Genomic DNA, 20,474 nt, shown 5'->3' with positions numbered 1-20,474 from the left:
ACGCCGTCGCTCCGGCAGGAGGCCCGTAGTACCCTGCCGGCATGAGCCCCCGACGAGACAGCGCCGCCCCCGCCATGGCCCCCGACCTCGGCGACGATGAGGATCCGGTCCTCCGCGCTTTCCGCCTCGCGCCGGTGGTCTACGACGAGCAGATCTCGGACGAGGAGCGCGAGGCGGTCGCGGCCGGAGCGGCGGGGCCCTTCACGCCGCACGAGGAGGTGAGGGCCGAGATCCGGCGGCGTGCGGAAGCCGAAGGCGCTTCGGCGGAGTACGAGGGGATCATGCGGGCCCGCGGGCGCACGACCTCTCGTCCTCAATGACGTGGATCGTCGACTGGACCCCGCCCGGACGCGTCGCGCTGGAGCGTCTCCCGTGGACCGACGCCGCCAGGATCGATGAGGCCGTCGAGCGCTTCGCCCGGGCGGGCGAGGGCGACTTCTACCGGCTGCCGGAGGACGACGCTGTGACGCTGCGCCTGCGCGTCGGTTCGTACCGCGTGCGGCTAACGCGTGACGTACGGGAGCGGGTGCTGCGGGTCTGGTGGGTGTACCGGGTGTAGCGCGCCCCGCGGCCGGCGATACGGAGCGCTCCTGCGTTCGTGCCCTCTACTCGCACGCGCAGATCCCGCCGTGGTGTGAGCAGCATCCGCGTCGTGGGGTGGAGCAGGTTGGCGACACGCTGCCGTCGCAGCAGCAGACACGGCCGACGTTCTGAGCAGCGCGCTCCCGAGCCTCAGCGGCCCGCTCGGGAGCGCGCTGCCGCTCCCGCGCGGACTCGGAGGCGGCATCGCGCAGCCTGGTGAGCGTGTTCCGCAGGGAGGCCACCTCGTAGGCGTCGTCCGTCGCGGCGAAGATAAGGCGCTCGGTCTCTGAGGTGCGCGTCGCTCCTAGCACCAAACGGCAGTCGGTCGCCTCCCGATGCTGGTAGCCTGGTTGCATGGGGGACGACAACCCGACGCGCTGCGAGCGGTGCGACATGCGGGCGCCGGAAGGGCAGACCTACTGCGACGCGTGTCAGCGGGTGCGGCGCGCCCAGGCGACCGCCGACGAATCGGGCTGGGGCGGGCTCACGTTCATCCAGAAGACTGGCGTCATACTCCTGCTGTCCGCGATGTTCGCGTTCATCGTCTCGGGAGCGTTCGACGACCTCTCGCCGCCGGACGGCAGTCACCGCCCGAACCCGGACGCGGATGTCTTCGCCAGGACCGTGCGCGCGAACCAGGCGCGTCGTGAGGAGCAGGAACGAGAGCAGCGAGAGCGCGAGCGGAAGCAGGAGAAGGCGCGCCTTGCGGCCATCGAAGCGGCCAGGCCACCGGCGGAGCGCGCCGCCCTCGCGACCGAGGCCCTCACGAGCGACGGCCGTGACGCGAAGGAGGCCTATTGCCGCGCCCGTGAGCTGCTCGACCCGATCGAGCCCAAGGACAGAGGCGCCGCGGACGTCCGCAGGGCGCTGTCGCTGGTGAAGGTGACGGAGGCTCGAGTGCTGCAGGCTGAGCGCGCGGCCTTCGAGCAGACGCGCGGACTGATGTGCAGGGACGGGACGATGAGCCCCACCTGCCGCTGCCATGGGCCGCACCGCGGGTGCTGCTCCCATCACCGCGGCGTTGCTGGCTGTGAGCCGCTGCCAACGGAGGTCTCCTGCCCGTAGCTGGCGCGCGCGGCGCACCGCCATTCCGAAGGACTGGGGGGGCTACAGCGAGCCGAGCACGCCTAGGTCGAGGCGGACGCGCGGAGGGACCGGAGCGAGGGGAGGTCGCGCGGGCGATACGGCTCCTCGCGGTGGACGCGGCCGAGCTGGGAGCTGGCGCCGGGCTTGCGACGAGGTGCTGGTGTGGGCTGACGACGTGAGCCGCCTCGCCGGGCGGCACCGCAGGAGCGGCTTCCGCATGGCGCAGTGGGTCGAGCGGTGGCTCGGGCTGGACCGAGAGACGACCCGGGCCCGACGCCTCCTCCGCCGGCGAGGACCCGGTAGCGGCGGCATCATGGCCCGACGCCCGTGGCTACCCTCCAGGCGCTCGGCGAGCTGGTAGAGACGCCCGGCCAGCGTCGCCACCGGGCCGCACCGGAGCACGCGGACCGGCTCCCCGAGGTGGAGGCGGCGAAGCCGAAGGTGGAGGCTCTCCGGGTCGACCGGCTCTACCCCGAGAGCAGCGAGAAGCCGCACGCGTGCCGCCGGTACCTCGCAGCGAAGAGCCAGGCGGCTTACCTGCGTCGGCGCGCCGTGGCGGAGTTCTGCGAGGCGCATAGGTGGAGGGAGTTTGCCGCACACTGCGCACATGAACAGTGCGCGAATCCAAGGCGGATATGGACTTCCGCTGAGGGGGCGCCCGCCTATACCAGCCCCATGCAAAACTGGATCGACAGTCTCTTTCCCGGTAGCCGCTCCGCAGAGCGCGTTCCGAAGCGTGCTTGTGGAAGGCGGCCCCGTGCGTACAGTCGCGGTGCGATGACGAAGCGACGGAGCGGGGATGCAGGCGTCGAAGTCCCGAGCCTGACGACAGCGGTGCTGAAGCTGTCAGCACCGCAGGTCGCATGGCAAGGCCGCGAGGACGCCCCCGCCAGGGCGAAGGGACGCCCGCGTCGCGCGGCTGAGCAGGAGGAGGAGCGCGCAGGAGCGGCCGAGGCCGCCGGCGTGCGGCGCCGCAAGACCGCCGCCCAGCCGTCGGCGGAGGAGGTGGGCGAACGGCGGCCGACCCGAGGCGCGGACAAGCAGCGCCGAAGCGAAGCGAACCGAAGGCGCCCCGTCGAGACGAGCTCGACGGTGGCGGGGCGAAGCGACGACAGCACCGGCTCGACGAGCCGACGCACCTCGGCGCGGACGCGGAAAGGACGCGCGCCTGGCTCGGCCGCTCCGGACGCAACGAGCACTGTGGGCGCGACGCAAGCGGGCGACGCGGCGCGATCAGCGGTCGCGGAAGACGAGCCGCGAGCCGGAGATCCGAGCCAGGTCCAGGTACTTGAGCCGCCCCTCGGCGATGAGGCGTTGTCGCGTCGCGACCCAGTTCTTGGGACTCAGGTCGAGGATGCGGCTGAGCGGATAGCTCGGAGCCACGGTCAGGATCTCCTGCAAGTACAGCTCGGGGTCGAGCCCGTGCATCTGGCAGGTCGCGATGAGCGACGTGACGGCACAGGCCCGGACAGCATGCTCGTCGCTGCCGTGGAAGAGCCAGTTGCGTCGTCCCTTGACGACGCGGCGCAGAGCCCTCTCACTGGCATTGTTGTGGATGGGGACCTCCCCGTTGGAGAGGAACTCGCAGAGCGCCTCCCTCTGGTTGTGCAAATAGACCAGCCCTTCGCGCAACGGCGAATGCTCCGGGACGACCTGCCGCTGCGCCTCGACCCAGGCGAAGAGCTTCTCAATCAGCGGTGCGGACTCGCGCTGCCGGATCTCGAGACGCTCGTCCGGGCTGCACGGGGCGCATTCCTCCTCGACGCGGAAGAGCGCCTGGATGGCCTGGAGCGCGAACGCCGCATCCTTGCCCGCCCCGGCCTTGAACGCCTTGAAGAAGCGCCTTCGTGCATGGCTCCAGCAGCCGGCCTCGCGCGCCTTGCCCGGCCCGAACAGCACGTTGTGGTTGGCCGAGGCATCGGCGACGAGCGTCCCCTGGTAGCCGCCGAAGAGCTTCGCGACGGTGGGACCGTCGTACGTCGGTGTATAGCGGAACAGCACCCCATCGCCCGGCGCGACGAGGACGAAGACATGCCCATAGCGGTGCTTGTCCTTGGCCCGGATGGCGGTGCCCGTCGCATCCATGGCGAACCACGACCGCGAGAGCGCGTCGCTCCAGATGGCATCGGCGATGCGCATCGCAATGCCGCCACAGTCGTACTGCCAGCGTGTCATGTTGCCGCGGCCAATGCGGAAGCCGTGGCGCTCCGACTCCACCTCTTGCCTGTAGTATGGCATGTGGTAGTCGAGCTTGTGGACGAACAGGTGGGCCAAGAGGCTCGGATCGGCAAGGCATCTGGCGATCGGGCGCTCCGGCAGCGAGGCGATCTTCACAGGTCCGCCGCTGTCCTCCGCAGCGTCCGACTCGGGCGTGTAGCGTACGAGGACGCCGTCGACGAAGGGGCTTTGCTTGAAGCCCGTGTCCGCGGGGATCCCCAAGAGCTCGTGCTCCCGCACGACGAGGGGCTCGTCGAGCTCGCGCTTGAAGGCCGGCTCTGCGGCTGGCAAAGAAGCAGGCTCCTCGCCCGCTCCGCGGCTCGCCGCCGGTGCCTCCGCCTTGGCCACGTACTTGGGGCGACGCCAGACGATCTCCACGGGGCCGCCGCGCCGGTGGCCGATCACCGAGCTGTCTTCGACGCCCACACGCTCGAAGCGCTCGCTACCTTGGAGCAGCACCTCCGGCGGCAGCGTCTCGATGATCACCCTCGGGATGACACCGATGCGACGGCGCCCGTGCTCGTGGCGCTGAACTCGCTTGCCACCTCCGGGATCCGAGCTGGAGCAGGACTCTGCGGTCCCCCCACGCTCCGCCGGGCTCGCGAGGCCCGGCGGCGGGATGCTGCCGTCGCTCCGATCCGCCTCAGGCGAGGCGCTGTGGGTCTCGGCCTGCGACGAAGCTTGAGCCGGACAGGCGTCTGGCTCGCCGGCCAGCGAAAGCCGCAGCTGGTCAGGCGAGATCTGCTCGGAGACGTGGCGCCGGAACCCGATCTCCAACGTCCGAATCGTCTCCTGCAGCTGTTGATTGTACGCCTTGAGCGACTCGACAGAGCGAGCGAGCTCTTGGGCCTGTTGCTCCGCCGTCGAAAGCTCGGCCAGCTTCGCCTCGAGCTCCTGCACCCGCCGGAGCAGCGCGTCGACCACCGACGCGGGGTCGGCGGGGCTCCCCTGTCCTTGTCCCCTGGCCTGAAGATAGCCGAGCACGAGCGCCGTGCCGTCAAGGCGCTCTGTCTCCGCCGCCTGCGGGAGCTCGGTCTCACCGGGTCGTGTCAAGGCGCGCCATGGATGCCCCCTCCGCTGGCTCCTGGCAAGTACCTTACGCAGGCACTTTTGGCTGTTTTTGATGAGAATCCTTTGTTGAAAATGGGAACGCGGGGCAAACATGGTGCGCCCTCGACGCCGCGCTCTCGCGAGGTCTTCGGGAGGATGCAACTCGCGCCCTGCTCCATCTCCGCATCAGGCTGAGCCGGCTCCGTATCAGGCTGAGCCGGCCGCCATCGGGCCGCGCTGGCGCCGGCAGCGTGGTGGACGAGCGCCGGCGCAGACGCCTCAGTGGACCAGCCGGCGGCGGCTTGCCAGCTCTTCCACGGGTAGACCAGCGAGCAGCTGCGCGAAGTCCTGTGCTGACAGCTCGATACACTTGCCGTCAGCCTCGGTGAACGAGGGCAGAGCAAATGCACCCTTCGAGAGACGCTTGTATAGAATTGTATACCCGTTGCGGTCCCACCAAAGTGCCTTCAGTCGGTTGCGCCTCTTGTTGAAGAACAAGAATAGCGCGCCGCTGGCTGGGTCCAGGCACAGCACCTGCCGGGTGATCGCGGCGAGCCGGTCGAACGCGCCACGCAAGTCCACTGGACCGACGGCCAGATACACGGCTATCGTCGCGGGGGTCACTGCCCCCTCCGCAACGCCTCGATCGCTTCCACGAGGTCGCGCGCGCCTATCCCACATACCTGCATCCGCGTCCCATCGGTAAATGCGACGTTGAGCCGCAAAGGCGGCGCCTCTCGGCGCTCCGGGCGCACCACGACGGGTAGGAACGGAACATGCTGAGCCGCCTTGGTGGTCGCTGGCAACGCACCATCATCTGCGCGCTCACCGCCAGCCACCCATCGGTCGGCAGTCATCTTGTGGACACCGAGCTCCGTGGCGATCTCGGCCGGCGTCGCCCCCGCCCGGGAACGCTCCCTGGCGTACGCCTCGGCTCGGTCTCGCAGCTCGCTCGGGTACTTCCCACGGCTCTTCTTCTCACGATACCTCGACAGCTCCGCACGCAGCTGCACCAGCTCTCTGCTTCCTGGCATCGCACGCTCCTCTTCGCTCGGCGAGGGCACGCCCCTCATCGGACGTCGCGTAGCGTGCAACCGAAGCTGGCCAGGGGAAAGACGCGGTCTGCGGAGCGGCTACCTTTCCCGAACTCCCCGACGATGTTCGCGAGCACTTCCGCGCCTTCCCCGACGTACGGACTGCCTGGGAGTCCTCAGGTGACGGTGTGTGCATGCTCCGACTCGCGCGCGCTTGCGCGATGACGGCGCGTGCAGCCAACGACGTCGTCAGCGCCGTCATGGAGCCATCGGCCAGGCTTGGCGACGAGGCCAAGGCGCGCATGAATGGCAAGACGGTCACGGACCCGGGGTCGAGATCCCTCACGAGTACTACAGGGACAACGGCGCGCGGCTGGTCAAGGTATCCGTCGGGTTGCAGCGCTGGGACGGCAAGGAGTGGATCGGGGTGCCGGGGACCGCCCGAGAGATCGTGGTTGACGTGCACTTGAGCTCGACGAAGCGGTAGCTGCGCGCCGGGTCGGGTACGGGCTGGGAGGTGGTAGATCGCGCCGGGCCAGGTGACCCGGGAGGGGGCGGGCGGTCGGAGGAGCCACCGTCGCACACCTACACCCCCCTCGAACAGTGGTAAGGGGGTGTCCGGGCGGGGACCTAGCGACTTTTTCGCGCAAGACCCCAAACGTGCTCAGCGTTTATGCGGCACTGCATAGAACGGTGCGCCGAAATGCCCCGGTGCGCAGCGAGGGCAGCGTGATGTTGCGGCGGGCCGCGGGAACGCAGTGGGAGAAGGCGCGGAAGCTCGGGGTGAACCAGCGCACCGTGTCGCGGTGGGAGTCGGGCATGTCCCGCCCTCGCAGCTTCGAGGACCGGGACGCCTGCCGGCGCGTGTACGGCATCCCGTTCGAGGCCAGGATGCGAGCCGCGCCGATCAGCGACGCGGCCGCGATGGCAACCGCATAATCGTCCGCGTCGCGTCGATTATGCCCTAACGCATAGATAGACGCTTCACGCTCCGAGCGTGACGTCTGACCGCTGCACCATCTGCCGGCTTCCAGAGGCGAACCGATCGGCGATCGAGGCAGCGCACTCCACGGCTCTCGCTGCCGCGAACCCGGACGAGGCTCTGCTCGACATGGCTTCGGAGCACAGGTCTCGCGGCTCACGCTGCAGCGGCACCGGACGCATGCGCGCGCCGGCCAGGTGGAGCAGGCCGAGAAGAGCCCCGATGAGCCAGTGCCGCTCAAGCCCGCTCCGACGCGGGCGCGGGTCCGCCCCGTCGAGCCTGCTGCAGTGGAGGCCGACACGGCGCCGCCGTCGGAAGATGCGCCCAGCCAGATGCTGCCGAGAGCTCGCTCGAGCGCGTATCGCTCATGGCCGAACAGGCCTTTCGGAACGCCATCGAGGTGGCGGCGGACCCGGAGGTGACCCCGGCGCGTCTCCGGGAGATCCAGGCCGAGTCGCGGCAATGGGAGGCGCTCCGGGCGAAGTTGCGCGGCGACGCGGGGAAGATCCCGCCGCAGCACGACCCCGACCGGGCGAGCGGCCGGGTAAAATGATCTCGCCGGCCAGCGGGGAGGGAAGACCGCTGTGCGGAGCCGCTCGAGGACGCGCTCCGCCGGCTCCGGACGATGCACCGGATCCGGCCGGCGCGGACGCTTCACGTCGACACCATAATACCGGGTGCGTCATCGGACGACATTGACGTCCTACCGGCGGTCCGCGGCAGGCCCGGAGGGCGGGCGTCGAGGGATCCCCAAGAAGGAGACGCCGGCCATCGCTCCCGTCGGATGCGTCCTCGTAGGGGAGGTGCGGACCCTGCCTGGTACGGCGATTGCGCTGTCGTGGGCTGCGTCTGTGATGGACCACAGGGGGCCAGAACGCTGGTAATGTAGAGACACTGCGCGGGCCTGGGGCCGCATCTCGGGGGGAGCACCTTGCGACGCCACGAATCCATCTGCTTGGCAAGCAGATCGCGGCATCGCGCCGAGCTTCACCCTCCTCTGGCGCGCCGCTCGACTTGCGCGATCCGAAGGTGGCTTGTCCTCCTACTCCATGAACACCCCTACGACACAGCATGGCCAAGGCCAGGGCCAAGGGAGTCGACATCCTATGCAGATCTGGATCGACCCGGAGCGCCAGGTGCTGGTGAAGAGCGCCGCGAAGGCGCTCAAGGACAACGCCGTGCACAACCGCAGCGGCCTCCCGCCGTTCCGGTTGTCGCAGGTCGCGCAGCAGATCCTGGACGAGCTGTTCCACTTCCTCTCCACCGGCGACGCGGCGCCCGTCCTGGCGCTCGGGCAGAAGCTCGGGCAGCAGGGGCTCGGGCTGCGCGCCCTCCTCGGGCTGAGCCGCGCCCTCCTGCGCGAGGTGCTGGCGCGCCTGCCCGAAAACGCACCCGACGCGCTGGAGCTGGTGGCGCGCGTGAACGACTACCTGACGCTGCTCGTGGACGCGGTGGCGGAGCAGGAGAGCCGCGAGATCGGCGTCCAGCGCGACGAGATGCAGCTCGCGCTCGAGCGCGCGATCCAGAACCGCGAGCGCGAGCTGCGCCGCGTGATCCTGGAGCTCTCGACGCCGATCATGCCCGTCCACGACCACATCCTGGTGCTGCCGCTCATCGGCAAGCTCGACGCCGAGCGGGCGGGCAGGATCACCGAGTCGCTGCTGCGCGAGGTGGTGGAGCGGCAAGCGCGCACCGCGATCATCGACGTGACCGGCGTGCCGTCCATGGACGCGGAGGCCGTCGCCGCGCTCGTGCGCACCGCGCGCGCGCTCGACCTCCTCGGCACCCACCCGGTGCTGGTCGGCATCCGCCCGGAGGCCGCCCGCGCGCTGACCGACCAGGGCGCCCACCTCGAGGGCATCGTCGTCCTGGCCAACCTTCAAAGCGGCATCGTCCATGCGCTGCGGCGGGAAGGGCTCGAAGTGTGCGGCAGCCCGCTCCCGCAGCGCGGGGCTGCCCGCTCGTATCGCTGAAGGGGCGCGCCGCGCGCTCGCGCTAGGAGGGCACCATGGAGATCGACATCACCAAGCCGCACATCGGCCGGGTTTACGACTACGTTCTCGGCGGGCACCACAACTACGACGTCGATCGCCGCGCGGCCGCGGCGATCCTGAACCTCGTACCGACCTATCCGAAATGGGCGAAGCTCAACCGCTGGTTCATCCAGCTCGTGGGGCAGCGATGGTCCGACGCGGGCATCACGAACGTGCTCGATCTCGCCTCGGGGCTGCCGACGCAGGGCCACCTCAACGACTACCTGCCCGAGGCGCGCATCCTGTTTTCGGACATCGATCCCGTGAGCGTGATCTACGGCGAGCAGCTCCTCGCCGACAAACCGAACATGCGCTACATCCAGGCCGATGTTCGAGAGCCGTCGTCGCTCCTGGCCGCGGCGGCGCAGTTCTTCGGCGCAGAGCGCCGCGTCGCGGTGGGGTGCATCGGCATCGCGTACATGATGGAGGATGAGCGCTTGAGCGACCTCCTGCGGAGGATGCACGCGTTTTGCGCCCCTGGCAGCGTGCTGTCCCTCAGCTTCATCGAGGCGCGCGCTGTCGCCGCAGCGCACCAGCTGAACGGCGCCGCGGCCCTCGCCGGGGTCAAGGTCTACCCGCGCACGTCCGAGGAGCTGGCGGCGCTCATGAAGCCATGGAAAGTGCGTGAATGCCGGCCCCTCGTGGAGTGGCTCGATCTCGACAACTTCCTGACTCCGGAAGAGTACGAGTCGAGCCCGTTCGACATGCTGGGCTTGATCGCGCACCACTGAGGTGCCCTCGCGCTCCCACCACCCATCCATGCGCCCGAGCCCTCGGCACCGCTCACCCCCGCAAACATCGCCCCCTCACGCGTCTCCCCCCGCGATCCTCGACCCCGCCCCCTTGAACCCCCGTAGGCCCGAGGAGGGAGGTCCCGCCGCGCGGCGCCTGGGGGATGGGCCGATGTCTGAGCACGTGCCCTGAGCCTTACCCGCAGGGTAAGGCTCAGGGCACGTGCGAGTTCGGCGGGGCCCCCAGGCGCCGCGCGGCGGGACCTCCCTCCTCGGGCCGGTCCTGCCGGTCTTTCTCCACGAGGATGGCCTTGGCCGCGCTCGCCCTCGCCGCCCCGCTCGCCACCGTCGCGTGGTCGACCACCCAGTGCGCGTCCAGGAGGTCCAGGTAGTCGAGATCGAGCTGTCCCCCGGACGGCAGCATGAACACCGCCGAGATGTGCGCGTGGCTCTGCACCGCCTGCACCATCTCCCGCGGGATGTAGAGCGCCGCGTGCGTGAACAGGTGCACCACCGGCGTGCGCGGATCGTGGTGCCGCGTCAGATCGAGGTCCGTCGCGAGCTCGGCGAACACGCGCGCCGGGTTCCTGCCGCGCTCCCCCTTGAACGACAGGAGGTGCGCCGTGGGGAGCTGGCCGTTCTTCGCGCGGTAGAGCTCGTAGAGCCGCGCGTCGAAGAAGCGGAACGCCACGTCCTCGCCCTCGAGCAGGAGCCGCTTGCCCGTGGCGATCGCCATCCCGCGGGCGAACGTCTGGCGATCGCCGCGCATCGAGGCCGACGCGTCGATGAGCAGATAGTGGATGCGCCGCTGCTCGTCCCGGCTCTGCTCGCGCGCGAAATAGAGCACCTCGTTGTCGGCGATCCGGCGCGCGAGCTCCACGTCGTCCCAGGCGAGCTCCGTCAGCACCATGCTGTCGATCGAGCCGCGCGTGCCGAGCCCCGAGTAGCCGTGCGCCGCCGTCGTGCCCGCCGCCGGGCGCGTCTTCGTCTCGAGCACGCTCGGCAGGATCTCCAGCGAGAAGTTCACGATGTCGTTCGCCTCGGGCGACGAGAGCGCCGCGAGCAGGTCGACCTGGGCGAGCGCCCCGGCCGACGCCTCCGAGCCCAGCATGCCGAACAGGCGCAGCGTCTCGACGTCGAGCGCGTCCGACATCGTGAGCACGTACAGCCGCGAGACGTCGAGCGCCTCCAGCGCCCGCTGCTCGAACTCGCGCCGCGCCGACAGGAACAGGCCGCGCAGCTGCGGCTCGATCCCCTCGAACAGCGCCGCGTCCGCCGGGAGCATCGCGCGGTAGGCCGGCGCCGCGTGGGTGCGCGCCGCGACCGCGCCGAAGAGCCGCGAGAGCACGACCGTGACCAGATCGTCGCTCATCCGGAGCTGCGCCGCGCAGCGCGCGGCCTCGCTCTCGGCGAGCTCCCGGAGCATCGACCGGTACCCCTCCAGGATGCGCTCCGCGTCGCGCAGCCGGCCCGCGAGCTCCCTCGCGTCGCAGCGCGGGCCGAGCTCGAGCTGCTCGCGCGGCGTCGAGAAGAGCAGGCCCGCGTCGTGCACCAGCGCGAACGGCAGCACCACCCCGAGCCGCTCGAGGCTCTGGTGCCAGCGGATCGCGCGCAGCGCGAGCGACGAGCTCAGCGGGCGGACCTGCGAGAACGCGAGCGTGCCGAGCGGGCCGGCGATCGAGGGGTTGGCGAGCTGCGAGGCGGGGACCGGCACGGCTACAGGTTCGTGACGCAGCGGAAGCCGATGCCCGGCGCGCTCGCCGTCGCGAGCTGGTGGTAGCGGAACGCCGGGTTCAGCCAGAGCAGGACGCCGCCGTTGTAGCCGCCGCCCCGGATCGCCTTGCGATCGCCGGCCGGCGCGCCCTTCGGGTTCACCTGCTCCTCGTCCTTGTAGGTCTCGAACCAGTCGGCGGTCCACTCCCAGACGTTGCCGACGACGTCGTGGGCGCCGAACCTCGTCTTGCCCTTCGGGAACGAGCCGACCGGCGCCGTGCCGTAGAAGCCGTCGTCGGCGTCGTACATGCGCGTGCTCGGCGTGAGCCCGCGCGCCTTCTCCCACGCGGTGCACTCGGTGCCGCACGCGTTCATGAAGGTCTTGTCGCCGGGCTCGTCGCCCCAGGGGAACTTGCGCCCGTCGGAGCCGCGCGCCGCGTACTCCCACTCGGCCTCGGTCGGCAGGCGCTTGCCGTGGACGTCGCAGTAGGCCTCCGCGAGGCTCCACGGCACGCAGTTGATCGGGTGCTTCTCGAGCCCGGGCTTGCCGAAGGTGCAGAGCTCGGCGAGGGCCGTGAGCGTCTTCTGGTGCTCGGCGGCGGAGACCCCCTCCGCCCTCGGGTAGTCGGGCGCGGTCGGGGGCCGCTTGCACTCCCCCTTGTCCGAGCACGCCTTGTAGTCGCCCGCGGTCACCTCGTAGGCGTCGATGCAGAACGTGTCGACCGTCACCTTGTGCGCCGGCTGCCACAGCTTGAAGTCCGGCTCGTCGGAGCCCATGAAGAACTTGCCGCCCGGCACCAGCACCATGCCGGAAGGGCACTCGGTCCGCCGCTCGGGGACTGCGGCCACGGCGGCCACGGCGCTCGCCGTCGCGACGGGCGCGGCGGACGCGGTGGCGACCGGAGCGACCGGCGCCGCCTCCGGCGCGGGCGGCTCGGAGCGGAGCAGGCTCCAGACGAGCGCGCCGCCGGCCGCGAGCGCGAGCGCGGCGCCGCCGAGCGCCAGCGCGGCCTTCGACCTCGGCGCCGCCGCCGACCGCTGCGTCGCCGCGTCGTTCGCGGTGCCGCCCGTGCTGCTCGTGTCGACGGCGATCGACGTCGGCTTGGCCGAGGCGGCGGGCCCCGGCGCCGTGGCGGGCGCCGCCAGCGTCGGCGCGATCTGCGGAAAGGAGATCCGCGGCGCGGAGGACATCCGCGGGGCGGAGCCGCGGGCCGCCTGTGCCCCGGAGGTGGGCGCGGGCGGGCCGTTGCCCGTGGCGACGGCCCAGGCCGGATCGTCCGGGAAGACGGCGCGGTGCAGCGCCGCCCAGAAGCGGCCCATGGTGGGGAAGCGATCCGCCGGCGCGACGGCGAGCGCCTTCTCGAAGACCGCCTCGACCTCGTCGCTGACGGTGAGCCCCAGGGTGCGCGGGGTCGGCCGGCGCGACGGATCGCGGCTCGCGACGGCGAGCTGGAGGTAGTCGTCGCCCTGCAGCGCCGGCGCTCCGCCCAGCATCGCCTCGATCATGATGAGCGCCATGGCGAAGACGTCGGTCCAGGGCCCGGTCGCGCCGTGGGTGCGGCTGAACTGCTCGGGGGCGCCGTAGCTCGGGGTGAACGCGGTGATGTCCTTGCCGGTGTGGGCGAGCGCCGTCGCCGCCGCCGCGTGCTCGGCCATCACCTTGGCGATGCCGAAGTCGAGCACCTTCACGAAGGTCGAGGCGCCGCGCGGCGGGCCGATGACGAACAGGTTCGCCGGCTTGATGTCGCGGTGCGCGATGCCGCGCGAGTGCGCGAGCTCGAGCGCGACCGCCGCCGACTCGAGCAGCGCGATGGTCGCGAGCAGATCGCGCGGCGGCGCGCGCCGGCTCGTCTCCTCGTAGAGGACCTGGTCGAGCGGCTTGCCGTCGAGCCACTCGAGGACCATGTAGGGCAGCCACTGCCCGTCCGGCGCGTTGAACGTGCCGATGTCGCGCGCCTGGACGATCGCGGCCGAGCGGCTGGAGAGCTCGGCCATGAGCTTGCCCTCCTGGATGAACGCCTGGAGCAGCTGCTCGCGCTGCTCGGTCGGCGCGTCCGCGAGGAGCGTGAAGCACTTGAGGGCGACGGGCTGCTTCCAGATGACGTGCTCGGCCCTGTAGACGACGCTGAAGCCGCCCTCGCCGACGGCGTGATCGACCCTGTACTTGTCGGCGATCAGGCTTCCGGCGATGTTGAGCGGATCGCGGCGGTCCGGGTTCTGGCTCATGAGATCCCTACGCACCGCGACGGGGCGCCGATCGGAGCGCCTCGTGCGTGCGTCGGGTCATCTTAGTGGCCCGGCGGTCGGTTGGAACTCTTTCGCGCGATCCGGCGTCCGCGCCGCCCCGGCGCCCGCCCTCCGCCGCCGCGCCCCGGCGGCAGACGGGGCGGCGCCCTCGATGTCCGGTATGACGGATGGGGTTCGCGCGTGGTTTGGCGCACAATTTCTCGGTTTGAGCGACATTCTCGGTATACTCTGGATGTCTTGACAGTTCTCGATGTCCGTTATATTGGACGTCGGAGCTGGGCGCTTCGCTGGCGTGGCTGATCGCAGCTAGGCGCCCGTGGCAGCGGTCTGGCGTCTGCGCGTGTGGCGCGAAGCGCCGGCCGCGGGGAGCGAGGTGCCGCCGTCCGCGAGGGCGTGGTGCGCCTTCGCGACGGCGGCCTGTGCCCGCCGGACGCGCGGCAGAGGGTTTGATCCGAGGACAAGACGCTTGAAATCGATCCACCGAAAGAAGTCGCACATGGTCCGCGCGGCGGCAGCGCTCTCGCTCTTCGCCGCCGCGCTCCCTTCCCAGGCGTCCGCTCAGGCGCCCGCGGCGCCGCCGGCCGCGCCGCCCCCGCCGCCGGCCGCGCCGGCCCCGACGCCGCCGGAGATCGGGGCGGCCGAGGGCTTCGAGCCGCTGCGTCGCCGGGTCGCGGAGCTCGAGCAGCAGCAGCGCGCGCTGCAGGAGCGCCTCGACGCGGAGCGCCGGGCGGCCGCCGAGGCGGCGGCGAGCGCCGCGGCGCAGCCGGCGAAGGACAAGGGCGGCGACGTCAGCGTGACGGCCGGGGCGGGGAAGGGCTTCACGGTCAAGACGGCGGACGGCCGCTTTTCGTCCACGATCCGGGCGCGCGTGCAGGTCCGCGAGACGTTCACGCACACCGCGGAGGACGACACGCACGAGATCAACGTGAGGACGGTGCGCCTCACGACGAGCGGCCATTTCATCTCGCCCGATCTCAAGTACAACGTGCAGCTCGCCTTCGGCGGCAACGACTTCGAGAAGGACAGCCCCTCTCCCATCTTCGACGCCTTCGTCGAGTACACGGCGATCCGCGATCTCAACGTGCGCGTCGGCCAGTTCCTTGCCCCGTTCAACCGGGCGCGGACCCTGCGCGAGGTCTCCCTCCAGCAGACCGAACGTCCGATCGCCGTCCGCGAGTTCAACCTCGATCGCGACGTCGGCCTGATGCTCTCGTCGCCCGATCTCTTCGGCCTGGGAGGCAGGCTGCAGTACAACCTCTTCCTCGGCGGCGGCGAGGGGCGCAACCGCTTCGGCGCCCAGAAGCACGGCCCGCTCGCGGTGGCGCGGCTCGCCGTCCGCCCGTTCGGCGCGTTCGACGACGATCAGGACGGCGACCTCTCTCGCGAGGCGAAGCCCCGGCTCGCGGTGGGCGTCACGGGCGCTTACAACCATCAGACCAACCGCCAGCACAGCACCTTCGGCACGACGCTCTCGCTCGGCGCGGCCGACTACCTGCACGGCGCGGCCGATCTCATCTTCAAATACGCGGGCTTCTCGCTCGCGGCCGAGGCCGTCGTGCGCCACGCCGAGCGGGACTCCTTCGAGGCCGAGGTCGACGGCGCGGTCGCGCGGGAGTGGACCCGGTCGGGTTACGGCTACTTCGCCCAGGCGGGGTACCTGCTGACCGACCACGTCGAGGTCGCCGCGCGCTGGGACCAGATCTTCGCGGAGCGCGGCACCGATCCGAAGCTCGTCGATCTCGTCGACGCGCAGGGCAAGCAGGTCGGCGGCGGGCTCAATGTGTACCTGAACGGCTATGCGCTGAAGCTCCAGGGCGATTACTTCTACATCTTCGGCAAGGACGCCTCCGAGGGCCGCCACGTCGCGCGCCTCCAGCTCGACGCGAGCTTCTGAGGGGGAGGGGGGCGCCGGAGGGCAGTGTTCACGCTTGATCCAGTCGCGCAGCGCCGTCTCGGTCAGGTCGAGGTCCTTCGCCACCTCGCCGATGCTCCGGTCGCTCGCCTTCGCCAGCCGTACCGCCTCCGCCTTGAACTCGGGCGTGAACGCCCTCCTCTTTCTCCGTCCCATCCCTGCCTCCTGGTGCCGTCGGGGGTGTCGACGGAAGCGGGGGAGGACCAGCAGGAGAAAGTAGGATCTACCAATGCGAGCACATGGCGCTCACTCGCGCTGTGCGTGCGCTCGCGCCATGTACTCGCGCACCTTCGGATCTTGCCGGCTAACCTCCACGACGATCTGGGCCACGGCGTCGATTGCGAGGTCGAGGGCCCGCTCCGCGAGGCGCTGGAACCACAGCCCGTACGGCGAGGAGATCGGGCGGTACAGCCCCAGGTCGCCAGGCTCCCCGCCGGCCCATGTGATGGGCAGCCCGGAGGCTTCCAGCGTCTGCCGAGCGAAACCCTGGGCGAGTTGGAGGGCTTGCAGCGCGTCGACGCCCTCCTGGAAGTGGAACACCTCGTCGCCGAGCCCGGAGATGAGCACGGGGCAGCACCAGTCACCCTGGGACGTACCCGGAGCGATCGGCTTGCCGATGACGAGCACGATCTCCCTGTCGGGCTGTCCTTCAACGCCGTAGCGGCGGACGGCGATGGGTTCGCCGATGCGTTTCTTGGGCATGGGGCTAGCTTAGCCCGGGAACACCGTGATCAGGCAGTAGACCTCCCACCTGGCAGGCGACCCGCTATTCGCCACTTCCCAGCAGGCCCTCCTTTTCACCGAATCCAGCCTCCACTGAGACCTGCAGAAAGCCTCCTTTGCCCGCTGGCTAGCGTATTTTAGGAAGAGGCATACCGCCTTCGCATCAGTTCGCGGCTCTCCCACCGCAGCCTCAGACGCAGCAACGTCCGCGTCCCCCTCTTCGGCCTCCTGCTCCTCGGCCGTGCTCATAACACAGCCCGCGAATAAGACGACAAGTGCGACTCCGATGAACTTCGCGCCACGCATAGCCCCCCTGCTCGACCGCTCGCTACACCTAGAGCCAGGGGAGTTCAGCGGTAGTCGGCGGTCGTATGTGGGTATCACATGCTGGTGTGGGCGGAATCATGGCACCGGACCACACGACGAGCCTCGCGCCCGACGCCGCTACCCGGTCGCTGTGGCACAGACGCTCCGGCGGCGACCCCACGACGCCGGGAGGTCACTCGCGCTGCAAATCCACTCAATGAATTAGGGTGTCCGGAATGCGCCGCGCGAGTGTCCGGAATGAGGATGGCGCCGATGTGGTTCCGGACATCACCGCTCGGCGGAAGGCGGACCGGCGTCCCGGTGGCATGGGACAGGTCGTGGCTGCCTCCTGCACACGTGACGAACGCTTCCAGCGTCGACCTGAATTTTCTCGTTCCGTGGGGCGTTTGATGAAGATTCTCGGCGATTGACGCTGCGCATACAGCATGCGTACCGTGGCTTCGTGCATCGTGTCGCTCTGGCGGGTGGGGCTCGAGGCCGGCGTTCTCTTGCGCTCCTCGTGCTGGGCCTGGTGGGCGTGAGCGGCGTCTCGGGGTGCCTGTACCTGGGGAATCACTGCTGGGAAGAGCAGACGTGCGACGAACCCCTCCCGGCGCTGCCGCCGCCTCCGCCGGATCCGTGCGACGGAGAGCTCGGTGCCGCGCCGCCGCTGGACGAGTGCGGGGTGTTCGTCAGCGCGTCGTCGGGCGACGACGCGAGCCCTGGCACGAGGGGCGCGCCGGTGAGGACCCTCAAGCACGCGATCGGGCTCGCCGCGCACGGACGAGGCGACGGGGAGCCGCCGACCCGGCGCGTGTACGCGTGCGGCGAGACGTTCGAGGAGGAGATCACGCTGCCTTCCGGGGTCGACCTCTGGGGCGCCCGTCGCTGTGAGGACGGCGGCGACGGGTCGTACGCGTGGTCGGTCGTCGGGCCCCATGAACCGACCACGATCGCTCCGCCCGCGGGGATCCCGGTGCGGGTCCTCGGGGGCGAGGACGCGACCTCGACGATCTTCGGCGTGCACGTCGTGGCGGCGGACGCCTCGGCGCGCGACGGCAAGTCGTCGATCGCGATGATCTTGAGCCAGGGGGCCAGGGCGATCGTGCGGGAGAGCGCGATCGTCGCGAGCAACGGCAAGGACGGCGAGCCGGGAGAGGACGCGCCCAGCGAGCGGGCCAAGGACGGCGTGGCGGGGAACGACGGCGCGGACGCGTGCACGGCGGACTTCGCCGTGGGGGCCCTGCCGGTCGTGACCGTGTGCGACGACGGCATCGAATCCGTGGGCGGATCCGGGGGCGACGGCGGCCTCGATTCGGGGCGCGACGGAGCGTCGGGGCAGCCGGAGCCGGCGGAGAATCCGGAGGGCCATGGCCATCCAGGGGGCGGTGCGGGCAGCCTGCCGTGCTCACCGGGGGAAGCGGGCACGAAGGGCGTCGACCGGGAGCGCGCTGCCGGCGCGGCCGGCACCGGCTACCTCGGCATCGATGGCTGGACCGGCGTCCGGGGCGAGGACGGGAAGAGAGGCGGCGTCGGCCAAGGGGGGGGCGGCGGTGGCGGCAGCAAGGCGCGGGGGAACATGATCGCGTGTGATGTGGGCAGGCCCCAGGGCGGCGCGGCCGGCGGCTCGGGCGGGAGCGGCGGCTGCGGGGGCACGGGCGGCAAGGGGGGCGGCTACGGCGGAACCAGCATCGGCATCGTCGCGCTGTACGGCAGCGCGGTGACGCTCGTGGCGACGGAGGTCACCGCGGGCAACGGCGGCAACGGCGGGGTTGGTGGAAGGGGCCAGCCTGGCGGCTACGGTCGACCCGGCGGTCACGGTGGCTTCAGCTTCGTGATGGGGATGTGGGAGGCTTGTCGTGGCGACTGGGGAGGCGACGGCGGTCGCGGGGGCGACGCCGGGGGCGGCCTCGGCGGTTCCTCCTACGGCGTCGCGTCCGCCGGCGCCTCGGTGACCTTCGGACCGGGGGCCACGGTGCACCTGGGGCACGCCGGCGACGGGGGGCCCGGAGGCAATGCAGCTCCCGGCGAAACAGGCGGCAAGGGCGGCACTGGCGATTCCATGCCCTATCGCCAGTTCGATGTGCCCGATCCGGGACCGCCGCGTTGAAGGGCCCCCTGTGCACCATGCGCCGTCGAGGGAGAACCATGAACATGCCCCGAGCGACCTGTCCGTTGCTTGTCTTCCCGCTCCTCGTGGTCGGGTGCAGCACCGCGCCCGACGCCGTCGACCCCGGCGGAGCGCCGTGCGACGGCGCCGCCTCGTGCCACGACGAGGCGCCGCCGGAGGCGTTCTGCCTCGAGCGTCTCGCCGCCGATGTGCTGGAGGACGGGTGCGGCGTGTTCGTGGCTGGCCTCTTCGGCAGCGGCGACGATGCCAACCCCGGCACGCGGGAGAAGCCGCTGCGCACGCTCCAGCGCGGCATCGAGCTCGCGCGCACCGGGCGAGGCCGTGTGTTCGCATGTTACGACGGCTTCTTCGGTCCCATCGCGTTGCCCTCCGGCGTGGATCTCCTCGGAGGGTACGACTGCATCAACGGTTGGGGGCGCCTCGCCGGCGTGCGCACCATCGTTCAGCACGAGGAGGTGAGCAGGCGCCACGAGTTCGTCCTCACCGTGGAACCGGCCAGCGCGGGGGACTCGGGCGCAGCGGACGGGATCTCGACGATCGCCGACGTGGATTTCTTCGCGCAAAGCCCGATCGCCATCATGGTTCGATCCGACACCGCGGTGGAGCTCACCCGGAGCTGGATTCGCTCCTACTATGGAATCGGGGGCGAACCCGGAGAGGGGTGGCCTGGGCTCAATCGAGCCCCCGACGGCGCGCACGGGAAGTACGGCGGCGACGCGTGCTCGGCGGAGACCGTGGTCGGCGGCCCTGCCATCGTGAACCCTTGCGACGGCGGGCTCCCGAGCGTCAGCGGCAAGGGCGGGGACGGGCTTCCCAGCGGCGCCGAGGACGGGGGCGACGGCGCGCCCCGTCCGATGTCGGCTCCCGCGTACTCAGGCGGCGGCGGAGCCGGGGACCCGCCGGGCATGGGGTGCCACAACGGGCACTTCGGCAGCTACGGCACGCCGGGCACCGCCGGTGCGGCGGGCCAAGGCATCGGGCGCATCACCGAGACAGGGTGGGAGGGCGACCAAGGCGGCGACGGCACCCGGGGCATGCCGGGCCAGGGCGGCGGCGGGGGCGGCGGCCGGCGGGGGGGGCTCAGCGCGTGCGGCGTGGCGTCCAGGGGAGGCGCCGGGGGCGGATCGGGCGGGGCTGGCGGCTGCGGCGGCCGAGGGGGACGAGGGGGCGGCAACGGCCATCCGAGCATCGGCATCGTCGCGCTCCATGCTCGGCTCGCCGTGCGCGACATCACGATCGAGACGAACGACGCCGGCCCGGGCGGCGAGGGGGGTCGGCCGGAGCAAGGCGGCAGACCCGGCCGAGGCGCGCCGGGAGGCGCGGTGGGCGATGGCACGTACGGCTGTGAGGGGGGCAACGGGGGCGACGGGGGCGACGGGGGCTATGGCGGCCCAGGCCGCGGCGCCGACTCGATCGGCATCGCCTACCTCGACGAGGACCAGCTCACGATGGAGGGCGTCAGCTTCGAGCTGGGGCCGCCGGGCAAGGGCGGCATCAGCTGGGACTGGGAGGGCAACATGTTCTCGGGCGAGGACGGCGCCGCGGTCGAGACACTTCGCTTTCCCGAATAGGCCGAGCCAAGCGGAGGCTTCGCCCGCATGGAGATGCGATCGGCGGGGTCGCGCGCTCGATGGGGGAACGTGGTCGGAGCTCCAGAAGCGGCCTTCCGGGTGCGCAGGTAAATTTCTTCCAAGACGTCGGCGGCGCGGCGCTCTAGGAAGCTGGCA

Annotated in this window: 17 protein-coding genes and 1 pseudogene; 10 read left to right on the top strand and 8 right to left on the bottom strand. The window is 71.0% G+C overall.

Going from position 1 to position 20,474, the window contains the following annotated elements; translation table 11 throughout:
• Positions 1 to 41 precede the first annotated feature (41 nt).
• The 3 genes from NQZ70_RS37280 (at position 42) to NQZ70_RS37270 (ending at position 1,647) form a co-directional block, all read left to right on the top strand.
• Positions 42 to 320 (top strand): hypothetical protein, encoded by a 279-nt coding sequence (locus NQZ70_RS37280; protein ID WP_129578483.1) that lies wholly within the window; start codon positions 42 to 44, stop codon positions 318 to 320.
• The gene (locus NQZ70_RS37275; protein WP_129578482.1) at positions 317 to 559 is read left to right on the top strand and encodes a type II toxin-antitoxin system RelE/ParE family toxin; all 243 of its coding nucleotides are present in this window, start codon (positions 317 to 319) and stop codon (positions 557 to 559) included. The genes NQZ70_RS37280 and NQZ70_RS37275 overlap by 4 nt, the downstream gene beginning before the upstream one ends.
• 377 nt (positions 560 to 936) lie before the next feature.
• Positions 937 to 1,647, top strand: coding sequence for a hypothetical protein (locus NQZ70_RS37270; RefSeq protein ID WP_129578481.1), 711 nt, complete (start codon positions 937 to 939; stop codon positions 1,645 to 1,647).
• Between the two features lie 1,254 nt (positions 1,648 to 2,901).
• Here the strand turns inward: NQZ70_RS37270 and tnpC are convergent.
• From tnpC to NQZ70_RS37255, 3 genes are all read right to left on the bottom strand, one after another.
• Positions 2,902 to 4,938 carry an IS66 family transposase gene (tnpC, locus tag NQZ70_RS37265; protein ID WP_165373930.1) on the bottom strand — a complete coding sequence of 679 codons (2,037 nt, stop codon included), beginning with the start codon at positions 4,936 to 4,938 and terminating at the stop codon, positions 2,902 to 2,904.
• A 276-nt stretch (positions 4,939 to 5,214) separates the two neighbouring features.
• Positions 5,215 to 5,616: an IS66 family insertion sequence element accessory protein TnpB gene (gene tnpB / locus NQZ70_RS37260; RefSeq protein WP_129574487.1), complete on the bottom strand. Its 402-nt coding sequence runs from the start codon at positions 5,614 to 5,616 to the stop codon at positions 5,215 to 5,217.
• A complete protein-coding gene (locus tag NQZ70_RS37255; protein WP_129572580.1) occupies positions 5,556 to 5,969 on the bottom strand; it encodes a helix-turn-helix domain-containing protein in 414 nt (137 codons plus the stop codon). The genes tnpB and NQZ70_RS37255 overlap by 61 nt, the downstream gene beginning before the upstream one ends.
• Before the next feature lie 693 nt (positions 5,970 to 6,662).
• Between NQZ70_RS37255 and NQZ70_RS37250 the strand changes: the two genes are divergently transcribed.
• The 4 genes from NQZ70_RS37250 to NQZ70_RS37235 all read left to right on the top strand — a co-directional run bounded on the left by NQZ70_RS37250 (position 6,663) and on the right by NQZ70_RS37235 (position 9,715).
• Complete coding sequence (locus tag NQZ70_RS37250) at positions 6,663 to 6,908, top strand: helix-turn-helix transcriptional regulator (protein ID WP_129578480.1); 246 nt, start codon at positions 6,663 to 6,665, stop codon at positions 6,906 to 6,908.
• A 410-nt stretch (positions 6,909 to 7,318) separates the two neighbouring features.
• A complete protein-coding gene (locus NQZ70_RS37245) occupies positions 7,319 to 7,504 on the top strand; it encodes a hypothetical protein (RefSeq protein WP_129578479.1) in 186 nt (61 codons plus the stop codon).
• 553 nt (positions 7,505 to 8,057) lie between these two features.
• The gene (locus NQZ70_RS37240) at positions 8,058 to 8,924 is read left to right on the top strand and encodes an STAS domain-containing protein (protein WP_129578478.1); all 867 of its coding nucleotides are present in this window, start codon (positions 8,058 to 8,060) and stop codon (positions 8,922 to 8,924) included.
• Between the two features lie 35 nt (positions 8,925 to 8,959).
• Complete coding sequence (locus NQZ70_RS37235; protein ID WP_129578477.1) at positions 8,960 to 9,715, top strand: SAM-dependent methyltransferase; 756 nt, start codon at positions 8,960 to 8,962, stop codon at positions 9,713 to 9,715.
• Positions 9,716 to 9,929: 214 nt separating this feature from the next.
• On the opposite strand, the gene NQZ70_RS37230 is transcribed toward NQZ70_RS37235, so the two are convergent.
• The gene (locus NQZ70_RS37230; protein WP_129578476.1) at positions 9,930 to 11,429 is read right to left on the bottom strand and encodes a hypothetical protein; all 1,500 of its coding nucleotides are present in this window, start codon (positions 11,427 to 11,429) and stop codon (positions 9,930 to 9,932) included.
• Positions 11,430 to 11,431: 2 nt separating this feature from the next.
• Complete coding sequence (locus tag NQZ70_RS37225; RefSeq protein ID WP_129578475.1) at positions 11,432 to 13,654, bottom strand: bifunctional serine/threonine-protein kinase/formylglycine-generating enzyme family protein; 2,223 nt, start codon at positions 13,652 to 13,654, stop codon at positions 11,432 to 11,434.
• Positions 13,655 to 14,141: 487 nt separating this feature from the next.
• On the opposite strand from NQZ70_RS37225, the gene NQZ70_RS37220 reads away from it, so the two are divergent.
• Complete coding sequence (locus tag NQZ70_RS37220) at positions 14,142 to 15,569, top strand: porin (protein WP_129578474.1); 1,428 nt, start codon at positions 14,142 to 14,144, stop codon at positions 15,567 to 15,569.
• Here NQZ70_RS37220 and NQZ70_RS37215 read toward each other — a convergent pair.
• The 3 genes and pseudogenes from NQZ70_RS37215 to NQZ70_RS37205 all read right to left on the bottom strand — a co-directional run.
• Positions 15,570 to 15,743: pseudogene (locus tag NQZ70_RS37215) on the bottom strand (transposase); the annotation flags it as partial.
• 90 nt (positions 15,744 to 15,833) lie between these two features.
• Positions 15,834 to 16,289, bottom strand: a complete 456-nt coding sequence (locus NQZ70_RS37210) for a DUF6968 family protein (RefSeq protein ID WP_129578473.1) — start codon at positions 16,287 to 16,289, stop codon at positions 15,834 to 15,836.
• 9 nt (positions 16,290 to 16,298) lie between these two features.
• On the bottom strand, positions 16,299 to 16,616 hold the full coding sequence (locus NQZ70_RS37205) for a hypothetical protein (RefSeq protein ID WP_129578472.1): 318 nt from the start codon (positions 16,614 to 16,616) through the stop codon (positions 16,299 to 16,301).
• Positions 16,617 to 17,136: 520 nt separating this feature from the next.
• Between NQZ70_RS37205 and NQZ70_RS37200 the strand changes: the two genes are divergently transcribed.
• Together NQZ70_RS37200 and NQZ70_RS37195 are read left to right on the top strand one after the other, a co-directional pair.
• Complete coding sequence (locus NQZ70_RS37200; RefSeq protein WP_237244385.1) at positions 17,137 to 18,726, top strand: DUF1565 domain-containing protein; 1,590 nt, start codon at positions 17,137 to 17,139, stop codon at positions 18,724 to 18,726.
• A 38-nt stretch (positions 18,727 to 18,764) separates the two neighbouring features.
• Positions 18,765 to 20,318, top strand: a complete 1,554-nt coding sequence (locus NQZ70_RS37195) for a hypothetical protein (RefSeq protein WP_165374360.1) — start codon at positions 18,765 to 18,767, stop codon at positions 20,316 to 20,318.
• The last annotated feature ends 156 nt before the right edge of the window (positions 20,319 to 20,474 follow it).

Origin of the sequence: Sorangium sp. So ce836 (assembly GCF_028553905.1) — a bacterium.
GTDB lineage: Bacteria > Myxococcota_A > Polyangia > Polyangiales > Polyangiaceae > Sorangium > Sorangium cellulosum_D.
Note: the sequence above shows the minus strand (reverse complement) of the source record. Positions and strands in the feature narration are given on the sequence as shown.